This is a genomic window from Moraxella sp. CTOTU48717 (assembly GCF_032057165.1).
In the GTDB taxonomy this organism is placed as follows: Bacteria; Pseudomonadota; Gammaproteobacteria; order Pseudomonadales; family Moraxellaceae; genus Faucicola; species Faucicola tetraodonis.
The window spans coordinates 56,267-70,771 of record NZ_DAMBBC010000013.1 but is presented as its reverse complement, the minus strand read 5'-3'; the positions used below and the strand labels follow the sequence as shown (position 1 = coordinate 70,771).

Annotated in this window: 10 protein-coding genes and 2 tRNA genes; 8 read left to right on the top strand and 4 right to left on the bottom strand. The window is 45.4% G+C overall.

The genetic code is table 11. From position 1 onward, the window contains the following. Complete coding sequence (gene potA, locus RT084_RS08885; RefSeq protein WP_409418202.1) at positions 1 to 1,188, bottom strand: spermidine/putrescine ABC transporter ATP-binding protein PotA; 1,188 nt, start codon at positions 1,186 to 1,188, stop codon at positions 1 to 3. A 395-nt stretch (positions 1,189 to 1,583) separates the two neighbouring features. Here potA and RT084_RS08880 point away from each other — a divergent pair, with 395 nt between their 5' ends. The 3 genes from RT084_RS08880 to gloA all read left to right on the top strand — a co-directional run bounded on the left by RT084_RS08880 (position 1,584) and on the right by gloA (position 4,697). After that, positions 1,584 to 3,215 carry a DUF2252 domain-containing protein gene (locus RT084_RS08880; protein WP_312384252.1) on the top strand — a complete coding sequence of 544 codons (1,632 nt, stop codon included), beginning with the start codon at positions 1,584 to 1,586 and terminating at the stop codon, positions 3,213 to 3,215. A 120-nt stretch (positions 3,216 to 3,335) separates the two neighbouring features. After that, positions 3,336 to 3,977, top strand: coding sequence for a carbonic anhydrase (locus tag RT084_RS08875; RefSeq protein WP_007115887.1), 642 nt, complete (start codon positions 3,336 to 3,338; stop codon positions 3,975 to 3,977). Between the two features lie 225 nt (positions 3,978 to 4,202). Continuing rightward, positions 4,203 to 4,697: a lactoylglutathione lyase gene (gene gloA, locus RT084_RS08870; protein ID WP_065264285.1), complete on the top strand. Its 495-nt coding sequence runs from the start codon at positions 4,203 to 4,205 to the stop codon at positions 4,695 to 4,697. Between the two features lie 67 nt (positions 4,698 to 4,764). On the opposite strand, the gene hemF is transcribed toward gloA, so the two are convergent. Beyond that, a complete protein-coding gene (gene hemF / locus RT084_RS08865) occupies positions 4,765 to 5,760 on the bottom strand; it encodes an oxygen-dependent coproporphyrinogen oxidase (RefSeq protein WP_203172606.1) in 996 nt (331 codons plus the stop codon). Positions 5,761 to 6,140: 380 nt separating this feature from the next. Here hemF and RT084_RS08860 point away from each other — a divergent pair, with 380 nt between their 5' ends. From RT084_RS08860 to RT084_RS08840, 5 genes are all read left to right on the top strand, one after another. Further along, entirely contained in the window at positions 6,141 to 6,320 is a 180-nt protein-coding gene (locus RT084_RS08860) for a hypothetical protein (protein ID WP_239742854.1), read from the top strand. Between the two features lie 205 nt (positions 6,321 to 6,525). Then, positions 6,526 to 10,173 carry an AAA family ATPase gene (locus RT084_RS08855; protein WP_312384250.1) on the top strand — a complete coding sequence of 1,216 codons (3,648 nt, stop codon included), beginning with the start codon at positions 6,526 to 6,528 and terminating at the stop codon, positions 10,171 to 10,173. A gap of 158 nt (positions 10,174 to 10,331) precedes the next feature. Continuing rightward, positions 10,332 to 11,285 carry a cell division protein ZipA C-terminal FtsZ-binding domain-containing protein gene (locus RT084_RS08850; RefSeq protein ID WP_312384248.1) on the top strand — a complete coding sequence of 318 codons (954 nt, stop codon included), beginning with the start codon at positions 10,332 to 10,334 and terminating at the stop codon, positions 11,283 to 11,285. 156 nt (positions 11,286 to 11,441) lie between these two features. Next, complete coding sequence (ligA, locus tag RT084_RS08845) at positions 11,442 to 13,463, top strand: NAD-dependent DNA ligase LigA (RefSeq protein ID WP_312384281.1); 2,022 nt, start codon at positions 11,442 to 11,444, stop codon at positions 13,461 to 13,463. 203 nt (positions 13,464 to 13,666) lie between these two features. Further along, entirely contained in the window at positions 13,667 to 13,945 is a 279-nt protein-coding gene (locus tag RT084_RS08840; RefSeq protein ID WP_007115896.1) for a lipoprotein, read from the top strand. Positions 13,946 to 14,185: 240 nt separating this feature from the next. On the opposite strand, the gene RT084_RS08835 is transcribed toward RT084_RS08840, so the two are convergent. Together RT084_RS08835 and RT084_RS08830 are read right to left on the bottom strand one after the other, a co-directional pair. Further along, a tRNA-Lys gene (locus RT084_RS08835) sits at positions 14,186 to 14,261 on the bottom strand. A gap of 95 nt (positions 14,262 to 14,356) precedes the next feature. Further along, positions 14,357 to 14,432, bottom strand: a tRNA-Lys gene (locus RT084_RS08830). Positions 14,433 to 14,505: the final 73 nt, after the last annotated feature.

Sequence of the window (14,505 nt, the reverse complement as noted above, 5' to 3'; positions counted from 1 at the left end):
TTATTCATCTGGCAAAATCCACTCCCAACCATCGACCCAGTCAATACGCACTTCTTGCCCCAGTTTATAGTTAAAATTCGGATCGTCTTCGTTAAAGTACTCTGACGTTTTGACGATATTGCCGTTTTTTAATCGAATCACAGAATCTAATGTGCTGCCTTTATAAGCACTGTCTACCACGTTGCCGATTAAGCCTTCATGCCCTTCATGGGTGTAGTACACGCGGATATCTTCAGGGCGCAGTAGTAAGTTGACATTTTGACCGACTTGCACGTCAAATTTTGGACGGGGCAATTCACGAACCGGATGAAAGCCGTCATTTTGCTCGACCACTTCCACTTTGATGCTGGCTGGGTTGACCTCTAGCACTTTACCTTTAAACAAATTGGTCTCGCCAATAAAGCTTGCGGTAAATAAATTGGCAGGCGATTCATAGATGCCAATGGGCGTATCAATTTGCTGGAATACGCCGTTTTTCATGACGGCAATCCGGTCAGACATCGACAAGGCTTCTTGTTGGTCGTGGGTCACGAATACAAAGGTAATACCCAGTTCACGCTGCAAGCGTTTGAGTTCTGATTGCATTTGCTCACGTAGTTTGGCATCGAGCGCTGATAGAGGTTCATCAAGTAGCAGCATTTTTGGGCGATTCACCACGGCGCGGGCGATAGCGATACGCTGCTGCTGACCCCCCGACAAATCTTGCGGACGACGATTGATGGTATGGTCAAGTTGTACCATCGCCAACGCTTCCCGCACCCGCTGGTCGATTTCGGTTTTGGGCACGCCTTTAAGTTTTAGTCCATAGGCGATATTGTCGTACACATTCATGTGCGGAAACAGGGCATACTGCTGAAATACCGTATTAATCGGACGTTTTTCCGCAGGTAAGCCTGCAATATCAACCCCTTCTAGATGCAAACTACCGGCATTGGGTAGCTCAAACCCGCCAATCAAGCGTAGCAGGGTAGTTTTGCCGCACCCAGAAGGCCCCAGCAGCGTCAAAAACTCCCCGTCATAAATATCTAGATTGATATTTTGCAAAATTTGGGTATCGCCATAAGATTTGGATAAATGACGGATTTGTAGTAGTACCGGTTTTTGGTTGGTCGGCTGGGCGCTATCAGGCATAGCTGATGGTGCGTTTAGGGTGGTTTGTGGCGTTGATGCGGACGTTGATGCAGACATAGGCACAATCTCACGGCAAGGCTAAAATAGCGGGCTAAAATGGCATATTTATGATAGGGTCAACGCGCAATCAGCATGACAACATAAATACAGAGTTTTTCGATAGTTTCACCTGTGAAAATACAGTTAAAAGTTGCGTTCAGTATAACGGCTAAAATTAAAAAATGTTACTGAAAATTGACCTACTATTCATAAAATTTTAGTGGCTAATTTTAGTAGAGAATAAGGGGTTGATTTGGCACAAATCAGCAACGTAACTTTTTACCAAAGCCATTAAAATAGCAAGCTTGAACGACTTTGATGTGATGATAATTTAGCCAGTGACCGATTGAACATTTAGCTATTGAATATTTACCTATTGGACATTTACCTATTGAAAATTTAAGAGACACGCCATGCCTAGCAAAAAAAAGCCTCAAGACCCAACGACTCAAACAGCCACTCAAACAACAAATGCCCAAACAACAACCACTCAAACAGGCGCAAACAATACGGCTTCTCAAACCACGGCTAACAAAATACCCGCAAAAAAACCAACCGCTAAAGAAACAGCGACCAAAAAACCAACAAAGGACACAACAGCCGCGCTGCCCATCGCTATCGCTTTACCCAAATCCTTACATCATGCTCAGTGTGTGGATTTGACGCGCCATCGCTACCAAGGCAAGCTACTAACCCAAGCGGATAGTATTGCACTTGGCAAACAGCAGCGTAAGGCGTATCCATTAAAAACCTTGGCTGCCATCAGCCAACGTCCGACTGCCATCGACGCGCTCAGTCTTTATCATTGGTCCAATCAAGGTCGGTTGACAGCGTTACTACCCATACGAGCCAAGCGCATGAGTGTATCGCCGTTTACTTTTTTTCGTGGGATGCCCGCTTTGATGCTGTTTGACCAAGCATGGCAGGGGCAACATTCTGGGCTATTTCAGCAGATTTGCGGCGATTGTCATGTCAGTAATTTTGGTGGTTATGCCAGTCCTGAACGCAATTTATTATTTGGTATTAATGATTTTGATGAAACCATCGTTGCGCCATTTGAATGGGATTTGCAGCGACTGGTCGCCAGTATTTTAATCGCCAGTCAAAGTTTTAAGTATGTAGAATCGGTGGGCTATAAGGCGATAGAAAAACTGCTGACCAGTTACCTTGATGCATTAGAAGCGCATTGCAGCTTGTCACCGTTACAAGTGTGGTATGAAAAAATCGACACCCATAAAATATTGGCAAATACCGAAGACGTGACTGTTCGTAAACGCCGTCATGCCGATTTTGAAAAAGCCAAAAAAAATGATGCGGTAAAAATGCTGCCAAAATTGACTGAGCGTGATACTGTCACAGGGTTGCGCGCGTTTAAAACTGACGGTGAATTGCAGCGACCACCACGCCAAGGGCAGCCATTTTTTGGTGGTAGCCACGCTTTTTTTGACGCTTATCGAGATACCCTAAAGTCAGATAGACAAGTGTTGTTTGACCGCTATGATTTTACCGATGTGGCACTCAAAGTAGTTGGGGTGGGGAGTGTCGGTACTGTGTGTGCGGTGGCATTATTCCAAGATGCCGACCATGAGCCGCTGATATTGCAAATGAAGCAAGCCAAAGCGTCTATCTTGACACCCTTACTGGCAAAACAATTTAGCCATCAAGGCAAGCGCGTGGTTGAAGGGCAACAATTGATGCAGGCATCGAGTGATATTTTCTTGGGCTATGCATCGCTTGATAACTTTGAGATGGATTTTTATGTCAGGCAGCTGCGGGATATGAAGTATTCCGCGTCTCTTGAGAGCATGACGGCTGCCCATTTTTACGAATATATTGAAAGCTGTGGCCATGCCTTGGCGCATGCGCATACCAAAGCGGGCAATGCCGATACGCTTATGGGCTATCTGGGCAATGGCAGTGAATTCATCCCTGTCATGCAAGCCTATGCCGAGCAAACTGCGGCTCGCAATGCCCAAGATTATGCGCAATTTATGAACCAAATAGCTGATGGGCATATTGCTGTGGCAGGCGATGAGGTATTATAGTAGCTATACAACCGTCTTGAAAAAAATTTTGAGTTTTAAAAAGTTTAAAATGATAAAAAATATCGCGTTTTATATCATCATAAAGTTCGTTATTGTCCCTAGGTGAAAGGAGAAAACCAAATGCCAAACAGTCACTTACCGCGTCCCGAAACTGCCGAGCAAGCGCTCGAGATGCTCAAACAAGGCAACGCACGATTCGTAGAGAATGTGCAAAACCCCCAATCAACCTTGCTAGCGTCTAATGCACTCACCCATGTGCATGAACCGTTTGCGATTATTTTGGGTTGTTCTGATGCGCGCGTGCCTGCTGAGATTGTCTTTGATCAAGGTTTGGGTGATTTATTCGTCATTCGTGTAGCAGGCAACGTAGTCGCGCCGTCTCAGATTGGCTCGGTTGAGTTTGCTGCTGAGAAATTCGGTACCAAGTTAGTCGTGGTGTTGGGTCATTCACATTGCGGCGCGGTGACGGCTTGTGTGGAGACACTGATCAATCCTGATCAGCAGTTTTCGCCCAATTTACGCTCGATTGTTGACCGTATCCGTCCCAGTGTTTACAACTTGCATGAAATTTATACCGCCAATGGACAAGACATTGACGCGCAAGAGTTGATTAATCGGGGTATTAAAGCCAACGTGCGTATGTCAGTCACCCAGCTCAAACACGGCTCTCGTATTCTTGAAGATGCGGTTAATAATGGTAGCTTAATTATTGTTGGGGCGGTTTATGATTTGGACACGGGTAAAGTGACTTTTATTGAGTAGCGAGTATTGAATAGCGAATAGTAAATAGCGAATTGAGTAACTTACCTAAGTGCAATGTTATTAGCCATGATGTTATGAGAAATGACGGCTATATTTTTACCCAAAAGTTAATTAAAATTAAACAGTATTGAATTTTTGGCAAACTGTCGTTATTAATGACGTTTAGTCAACGTCTTTTTCTTTTAAGGTTTTTTCTTTTAGAGGCATATTACAATAAGGATCACTATGTCAAACTTGTCCGCTACCAATGGGTTTATCTTTAATCACACCATGCTTAGGGTGAAAGACCCGCAAGTGTCTTTGGCTTTTTATCAAGATGTATTAGGCATGACGCTACTACAAACCAAACGCTATCCACAAGCGGAATTTGATTTGTATTTTTTGGCAAAGCTTACCGATGAACAGGTGGCAAATTTGCCGACCGATACTGCCGCGCTAGCAGCATTTACCTTTAGTCAGCCAGGGGTGCTAGAATTGACCCATAATTATGGCACGGAGTCTGATGCAGAGTTTCACTATCACAGTGGCAACAGCGAACCACAAGGATTTGGGCATATTTGTTTTGCCGTGCCAAATCTGCAAGAAGCGGTTGCTTGGTTTGAGCAACATCAAGTCACCTTCAAAAAACGCCCTGAAGAAGGTACGATGAAAGATATTGCCTTCATCTTGGATCCAGATGGTTACTGGATAGAAATCGTACAACCAAACTTAATGGGTTAATCGCCCATGAAAAAAAGGGCAACTGTGATTGCCCTTTTTTATGGTGTTTTATTAAGATTGCGTTTTGTTAAGCCTTGAGGTTCAGCCAATCTCTGGGTTTTAGATAAAAATCCGTGAGTTCAAATTCAGGCGTTCCTGCGAGAGGCTCATAACGATATTCCCAGCCGGTGAGCGGCGGCAGACTGACCAAAATCGACTCAATGCGACCGTTTGATTGTAGGCCAAACAAAGTACCGCGGTCATACACCAGATTGTATTCGACATAGCGACCGCGACGGTACAACTGAAAATTACGCTGCGGCTCGGTATAGCGCGTGTGTTTGCGTTTCTCAAAAATCGGGATAATACCTTTAAGGTAGCCATTGCCTACCGCCTGCATAAACGCAAAGCACTTATCAAAATCCCAGCCCATGCTAAGCGTGTTCAAATCATCATAAAACAAGCCGCCGATGCCGCGTTGTTCGTTACGATGCTTTAAATAAAAATACTCATCGCACCACGTCTTAAACTTGGGATAAATATCTGCCCCAAACGGCGCGCACAAATCATGACACACTTGGTGCCAATGCACACAGTCTTCCATCACAGGATAAAACGGCGTTAAATCAAAGCCCCCACCAAACCACCAAATCGGCTCGTAGCCTTCTTTTTCCGCGATAAACATCCGTACGTTGGCATGACTGGTTGGCACGTTAGGATTGGTCGGATGAATCACCAGTGAGACACCGAGTGCTTGTGCTTGGCGACCAGCAAGTTCAGGGTGGCGAGCGGTGGCAGTGGCTGGCAGATGGTTGATAACAATGTGGCTAAACATCACCCCGCCTTTTTCAATCACTTTGCCGCCTTGAAGTACATTGGAGCGACCACCGCCCAAATTTTGATGGGTGCCTTGCTCAGTGGGTCTCTCCCAAACATCAGCGACAAATTTGGCATTGCTGGCACCTTCAGCATATAGATTAAAGCCGCCAGTGGCTTCTTGGTGTTCTAGCGCTTGGCAAATACGGTCTTGTAAATCAAGTAAATAGGCGCGAACGGCTTGAACATTGGGTGAGGAGAGCAGCATAGACATAGCAATAATTCTTTTAAAAATTTTTAGCGATTAAATTTTAGCGGTTAATTTTTAGTGATTGATTTTTAATAATCATTGTAACACATAATCGCGTGGGTAAAATTTAGCGTATTGGGCGTATTGACTGATGACACGCATAAATATTTACATAAAACCCTTAAAAAAATCGTCACAGCCGCTACCCAAACGGTCAGAAAACTCATAAAATGCCATGACGTCTTGATTACATGATTGATGAAATTAAGTTGAGATTTTATAAACTGACTAGCCCAGCGATACTGATTGACCTAGTGATATAGTTATTGGGATCATATAGTTATCGGACTATCAAGTTATCAGATGGATGATTACATTAACCGTTTTTGGAGAAAACTATGAATAAATTATTAATCACATTAGTGACAGTCATCAGCCTTGTGGGCTGTGGTAAAAAAGAAGAAGCCAAAACTGAAACCACTACCACGACGACGACCACCACAATAGCGTCTGTACCTGCCAATACAGCGACTGCAACGGCAAATACAGCGACTGCTACTGCGTCACCGGCAAAATAATATTAGCCAAAAGCCTAATTGATAAAACCGCTAATCCACTTAGCGGTTTTTTTATGCTTTTTTTTATGCCATGGCAGATTTATCAGCTTAAGGCTTTAGCAGGTTTAGCCTAATTTCTGTGTACCAAGTCAGCATAGATTTAATGAATAATCGCTAAAATTTTGCTAAAATAAGCGCCTTTTTTTGATACCTACACTCTAGCAACATGCGGTTAAAACAGCTCAAGCTGGCAGGCTTTAAATCCTTTGCCAATCCTACAACGTTTCATTTCCCCAAAACCATCACCGCGATTGTCGGGCCCAACGGCTGCGGCAAATCCAATGTGATTGATGCCATCCGCTGGGTGCTGGGCGAATCCTCCGCCAAGCAGCTCCGCGGCGGCGCGATGAGTGATGTCATTTTTGCAGGCACGCAAGACAAGTCCGCCAAAAGCTTGGCAAGCGTAGAATTGGTGTTTGAACATACCCGCGGCGAAGATGGTAGCAGCGGCATCCACCACGCGCTAAATCTGTATCAAGAATTATCGGTACGTCGGCAAATCAATAAAGAAGGCAAATCCGATTACTTTATCAATGGCACCAAAGTACGCCGCCGCGATGTGGTCGATATTTTTTTGGGTACAGGCCTTGGTGCGCGCTCGTATGCGGTGATTGAGCAGGGTATGATAGGGCGCATCATTGATGCCAATGCGTTGCAGCTACGAGAGTTTATCGAAGAGGCATCGGGCGTGTCGCGCTACCAAAGCCGGCGTGATGACACCCAAAAACAGCTCGATACCGCAAGCGATAATTTAGCGCGCCTGCATGATATGGTCAGCGAACTAACCAGCCAACAAAAACGCCTAGAAAAACAAGCCAAAACGGCACAACAAGCCCAGCAATGGCAACAAGCGCAGCAAGCGATCAGTGAGCAGCTACTCATTGATGACTATGGGCAAGCATGGCAAAAACAGCAAACACTCGCGGCAGATTTTCAAGCGATGCGTGAGCGCGTGGATGCCCATCAAGTATTGATTGAAGGATTAATCGAGCAGCAGCAACTTGCTCAGCGGGCTCTGACTGAGCAACATGACACTTTACAAACCCAGCAAAATCTTGCTAAGGATTATTGGCAGCAGCAGCATGAAACGCAAAGTCTACTGAAACAAGCTGAGCAAGCCCTTGCTAATGACCAACAACGCCTTAATGTCCTCAATGTTGAGCTAGGTCGTTTTGCAGCGTATCAACAAGAGTTGCAAGCACAAAAACAGCAAGCACAAATGCGTATTGAAGGCTTACCTGCAGAGCTTGAACAGCTCACCGCACAGTTGCAGCAATTGCGTGAGGAGCAAGATGATTGCAAACAGCAGCGTGAGCACATTGCCAAAAATTTAGTGGCATTAAATAAGCAAAAGCAAGACGTAGAAAAAAATCTTGCCGTCAGTGAAAATGCCCTCAAACACCATGCCAGCCAACAACAGCGCCAACAACAACGCCAAAGCGAACATGACAAAGCCGTATTGGCATGGCAAACTGCTAACGCCACATTTGATCAGCAATTTGCAGCGTTTGAGAATAACGAACTAGACACTAAAATGACGAAACTCAGTGATGAGATTGAACGTCTTGAAGCCAATATCATCGCCCGTCAAGAATCTATCGCTGACCAAGCTGATGAAGTTGACAGCTTAACCCGGCAGCATCGCCAAGCTGAGCAGCAGTACCAAGCGTGGCAAACCGAGCAAGCAACACTACAAAATCTGCTAGCGCAGCAGCACTCTGCCCTTGACCAACTTATCCACCAGTCACCCAATCAAGAAAATAATAGCAGTTTGCCAAAACTTATCAGTCAACTGCAATTGACCGAAACAGGTAAGGGGTATGCCAATATTTTTGATACCCTAGTTACGGTATTTTCCAAATGGTCTATCGCCGCTGACCAAGATTTTGCCCAAATTATCCATGACAATGCGGTGTTTATTGATAATAAACCAACTTTACATCACCCATCGAAAAATAACCCAGCGAACAGTCATCTAATAGAAGGTTGTTTGCCATTGTCTGCTTTGATTGCGGCGCCCAATCTGGCTATTTTTCAGCAGGTTTGGATCAGTGCGACGCCACTTGACTGGGCAGATGTGCAGGATAAAGGGCTGCTCGATAACTTACCAACGGGCGATTGGTTACTGGTGCAGACCTCAGCGCAACAACTGATACTCTGTAATCAGCAGCTGCTGATTAACCTAAGCCATTTGTTGCAAGCTGAGGGTCAGCAGGTTATCAGTTTTAGCCAGCAGTTGATGAATGAAGCCCGTATTGAAGAGCTCGATGAACACTTGGCGCAGCAACAACCGCAACTACGGCGTCTAGCCGATCGCTTGCAACAAGCGAAGGTTAGTCTGCAAGAATGGCAAGCCCAAGACCGAACCGCGCGTAATCAACTGCTAAGCCTAACCCAGCAACAACAGCAATGCCAGCAACAAAAACTACAACAGCAGTATCGCTATCAATCCGCACTCGATAAACTTAATCAAGATAAAAAACGTCTAGACAGTGACAGCGAGCGTCTACAACAAGAGGGGCTAGGTTTTGCGGACAAATTGCACCAAGAGCAACAGCGGACTTATGAGCTAAGCAACACGCTTTCGCATTTACAACCGCAATTACAGCAGCAAATCAGCGAGCGCCAGTCACTCGATGAACGCTTAAACCAGTTTGCCAGTCAGCAGCGCGAGCTGGAACAACAACAAAATCGCATCACCCAAACACTGGCAACCGGACAATTGCAAATCACCGCAAGTGAGCAGCAACTTGCCAAAGCTGAGCAAGACCAAGCAAGATTCACCAGTGAGCAGCAGCTGCTGAGTCATAAAATTAGCGAGCAGCAGGCACGCTTGCCCCAGCTACAACAGCAACTCACGGTGGACTCGACGCAACTGCAAACCGCCAATGACAGCGTTAAGCAATTGAAAATCACCTTGAAAACCATGGAAACCGAGCTACATCAAGCGCAATTGGGTGTGCAAGAGTCTCAGCAGCAGTTGAGCCAACTACAACAGCAATATCACACCACCGACACCGCATTGGCACTAGCAAAACAAAACGTGGCATTGATTGGTGAGCAATTGACTAGTCGCAAAATCACCGTGCCAAAAACCGACAATATTGACTTAATGAGTGGCAGCAAACGCGAGCAACTACAGCGACAACTCGACCAGTTAGCATTACAGGTGGTTAATCTTGGGGCAGTCAATCATGCCGCGGTAGCCGAGCTCAGTGAAGTGAACAGCCGCTTGGCGCCCCTTGCTGAGCAAATCTCGGATTTGACCGCCAGTATTGACAAATTGCAACTTGCTATCCAGCAGATTGACAGTCAGACCAAACAGCTTTTTATGGAGATGTTGACCCAAGTCAATATCGAGCTTAACAAGCTATTTACCCAAGTGTTTGGCGGCGGGCAAGCGCAGCTGGTGTTATCAGACCATACCAATGACAAAGATGGCAGCGGCAAAGGCTGGCAGTCAGGGCTAGAACTTATGGCGCAGCCGAAAGGCAAAAAGAACAGTAGGCTGGCGCTGTTATCGGGCGGGGAGAAAACCTTGACGGCGTTAAGTTTAATATTTGCTATTTTTAAACAGCAGCCCGCACCATTTTGTGTGCTCGATGAAGTCGATGCGCCGCTCGATGATGCCAATGTCGCACGCTTTACCCGCTTAATTGAGCAGCTTGCCAAAGACGTGCAGTTTGTGTTTATCAGTCATAACAAACTTGCCATGCAAATTGCCGATGAGCTCAAAGGTGTGACCATGCCAACGGCAGGGGTGTCCAAGCTGGTCAGTGTGGATATGGCTGAGGTGGAAGCTTATTTGGCATAAGCGATTTTCACCTGTCAAATACGCAAAAAGTCAAGCCTTGTCACGGTTTTTTCTAGCTGATTTTATGAAGTCATGATAGTATAACGGCAAAAATACCGATGTAAAAATTTTTACACTACAAACAGGGTCGTTATCGTCTTTCTCAAAGGTCGTTGTTTATGTCTATCACTCAGCTTATTCTTATCATTCTTGCGGTTGTTGCTATCGTTTGGGGTATTTACACGCTACTAAAATCCATTCGTCAAAAAAACCAAGATGTATTAGCGACTGACGCGATTGAGCATGACAAAGATGGTTTACCTATTATTCCGCGCCATCAGCGCCCTGAGCCCCAAGAAAGCCAGTTATTCAAAGCGGAAATTACATCCGACAATCCTAAAGGCGAAGTAAAGCTAAGCGCGGACGATACCGAGTTGCACCTAGATAACTATCCAGCCAATGGCGGTTTTGCCAATGCCAATGCTAATGTCACTAAATCTGCCAATGACAAATTATTGGCAGAAACCCATACATTTGTGGAAAACGAAAACGACGCTTTTAGCATGCTTGCCAATGCCACAGAGACTATCACCCCGGTTGTGCATACTTTCGATGAAAATCAGCTAAAAAATGACAGCTTTACCGATAACAGCCCAATTTTGGACACCCATATCCAAGCGCAAATTGACGAAGAACAAAACAGCCCACTCAATAACGCCATTCAAAATATCAACATCAGTATTTTTCCTAATCAGCAATTTATCGACATTAAAGGCGATTATCTGCTAGAGCTGATTGACAAGTATGGCTTGAAGTTTGGTGCGATGAATATGTTCCACCGCTACGAAAACAAAGACGGGACAGGCTTATTGTGGTTTAGTCTGATGATGATTGACAATGAAGGTATTTCACCTTTCGATCTCAATCGACTACCGACGCAAACCATGAAGGGCTTGGTATTATTTTTATCACTACCACACCCACGCCCTGTTCAAGGCTTTGATAGCATGATGAGTATCGCAGGATTGCTTGCCAATGACTTAAATGCCACGGTATATGACGACACAGGCGAGCCAATTAACAAAGAAAACACCCAAGCCATGCGCGAGCTTGCCATTAATTTTGGACGATAGATTTTATTAAAATGAAAACAAGGTACTCCTCGTGAGTGCCTTTTTTTATGGTTAAAAGTTTTATTGTTTTGACTGACCTGATGACTGAAAAAATTGACCAAGTAAGCCCTCACTTTGTTGTAAAATATCCGTTATCTTTTTTAAATCATCATGATTATGAACACAGCCGCCATTACTGCGCAAATGCGCAAACTCATTGCACAGCTAAAACAACATAACCACGCTTACTACGTCTTAGACAATCCGCTGTTAGAAGATAGCGAATACGACCAACTTCGCCAAGAACTGGTGGCATTAGAAACCGCGTATCCTCAATTGGTACAAAGCGACAGCCCTACCAACCAAGTAGGCGACAAGCCGTTGCCATCTTTTACCCAAGTCACCCACCAAATACCCATGCTGTCACTGGGTAATTTATTTACCTTTGACGATTTACAGAATTTTATGCGACGGGTCAATGACCGTTTGGCAGTCAATCAGCAAAACCCCGAATATGAAGTCGAGCTCAAACTTGATGGGCTTGCGGTTTCACTGTTGTACCAAAACGGGCAATTTATCCAAGCGGTCACGCGCGGCGATGGTCAAACGGGCGAAGATATTACCCAAAACGTGCGTACTATTCGAAATCTACCCCTACAGCTAGCGATTGATATACCACGGCTAGAAGTGCGCGGCGAAGTACTCATGCCCAAAGCAGGGTTTGCCAAGCTCAATCGTGATGCACAGGCGAAAGGGGAGAAAACCTTTGCCAATCCGCGTAATGCCGCTGCGGGAAGTTTGCGCCAACTTGACCCAAATATCGCCAAAAGTCGTCCACTGGCGTTTTATGCCTATTCCGTCAATCAAGGCTTACCCGCTGAGATTACCACCCAATCCGATGCGCTTTTTTGGCTAAAAGCGTTGGGGTTTAGCATTAGCGATATCAAAATCGTGCAAACAGCCGCGCAGCTGCAAGCGTATTATCAAGCGGTGATTGAAAAACGCAGTCGCTTACCCTTTGAAATTGATGGCACGGTGATTAAGGTCAATAGTTTAGCCTTACAAGAGCAACTAGGCACTTTAAGCCGTGAACCACGCTGGGCAACCGCCTATAAATTCCCTGCCGAAACTGTGATGACTCGCCTAAATGCGATTGAGTGGCAAGTTGGGCGCACAGGTCAGTTGACGCCCGTAGGCAAACTTGAACCTGTCAATGTCGGTGGCGTCACTGTGAGCAATGTGACCCTGCATAATATCGGTGAAATTCAGCGTTTAGACATTCGAGCAGGGGACATGGTCAGCGTACACCGTGCCGGTGATGTCATACCCAAAGTTACGCGCGTTTGGACGGACGAGCGCCCCGCCAATGCCCAAGTGGTGAGCCTGCCGACGCATTGCCCGGTGTGTGATTCACCCGTTATCATGCCAGAAGGTGAAGCGCTGGCACGATGCACCGGCGGACTATTTTGCCCAGCCCAGCAACAAGAAGCGCTGATTCACTTTGTCAGTCGTAAAGCGATGGATATCGACGGGCTTGGTGAGCGCTGGTTGATTAACTTTTTTGAGCAAGGTATTGTTAAAAATGTCGCAGATATTTATGCGCTGAGCAAGCACCGCGATGCGCTCATCAACCTTGAAAAATTAGGGGAAAAATCTGTCGAAAATATGCTAGCCGCCATTGAAAAAAGTAAAGATACGACCTTACCGCGGTTTATTTTTGCCTTGGGTATTGGTGGCGTAGGCGAGAGCACGGCGATGAATTTAGCCATGCAATTTGGCGACTTGCAGCCGCTCATGGCAGCGAGTATTGAAGCCTTACAAAAAACCCCCGATGTCGGTGAAAAAACCGCAGACTCGATTTTTGAGTTTTTTCGTGCCGAGCACAATATCGAAGTCATTAATCGACTATTACAAGCGGGTATTCATTGGCAGCCTGTCAGCCAAGTGCCTGAAGGTAATCAGCCGCTTAAAGGTCAAAGTTGGGTCATTACAGGCACCCTTGAAAGCATGGGACGTGACGAAGCCAAAGCCAAACTGCAAGCATTAGGGGCAAAAGTCTCAGGCAGCGTTTCTGCCAAGACCACCGCACTGCTCGCAGGCGAAAAAGCGGGCAGTAAACTTGCCAATGCTGAAAAACTGGGGGTGAAAGTGGTGACTGAAGCGCAATTCACCGATTTATTGAACACGTATCATGCCTAATATATGTGCGGTATTGTAGAAAAAGTTAACGCAACCTTGAGTAAGCTATTTGTTGCCCAAATTATAGCAAGGTTACTTACAAAACACGTATAAATCAGTCTTTATTTATAACAATAGGGTGAAAAATTTACGCTAATATATCTTCCGTAAGTTGCTAAAAGCACCTGACATTTTAGCAAATGGAAACCCTACTGGAGAAAACTATGAAATCACTTAAAACACTTGCGGTACTTGCGACACTTGTTGGTTCAACAGCATTGACAGCGTGTGCAACCACTGATGCCTATGGCAACCGCGTCACTACCCAAGGCTCTTCTCGCGCGGCGACGCAAGGCGCGGTAGCGGGTGCAGCATTAGGTGCACTGGCAAAATCAGATGGCAACCGTAACGACATCGGTAAAGCTGCGGCAATCGGTGCAGCAGCGGGCGGGGCAACAGGCTATGTATTAAGTACATCACCTAACTATCCATACCAAAAATAAGCTATACTAAAAGTCATAGCCTATCTCGACAGCATCCGACAGCGATGCTGTTAAAAGCCAAACCTTTAATGGTTTGGCTTTTTTCTTTGCTAAACGTTAGGCAAGCTATTTGATACAATCAAAGATAAGTTCAACTAGGTGATTTTTATTTTTCTAACCTAAACTGCTAGCCTAAATCATAGCGTTACAAAATCAAGGGTATAAAAAAAGCCCTTATCAATTCGATAAGGGCTTTGGATATGGTGGATCGTCCGCGACTCGAACGCGGGACCAATGGATTAAAAGTCCACTGCTCTACCAACTGAGCTAACGATCCTGAGAAGCGTTAAGAAAACGTCTGGGAGACGTTTTTAGCTTCGCAAGAGCAAATCTATGATTTGCTAAAGCATTAAAAAATTGCAAAGCAATATATGGTGGATCGTCCGCGACTCGAACGCGGGACCAATGGATTAAAAGTCCACTGCTCTACCAACTGAGCTAACGATCCAAAACTGTTAAGGCAATCAAAAACGATTTTTAACGTTTTTATTTTGGCTATTGCCGTTAAGTGAGTGCATATT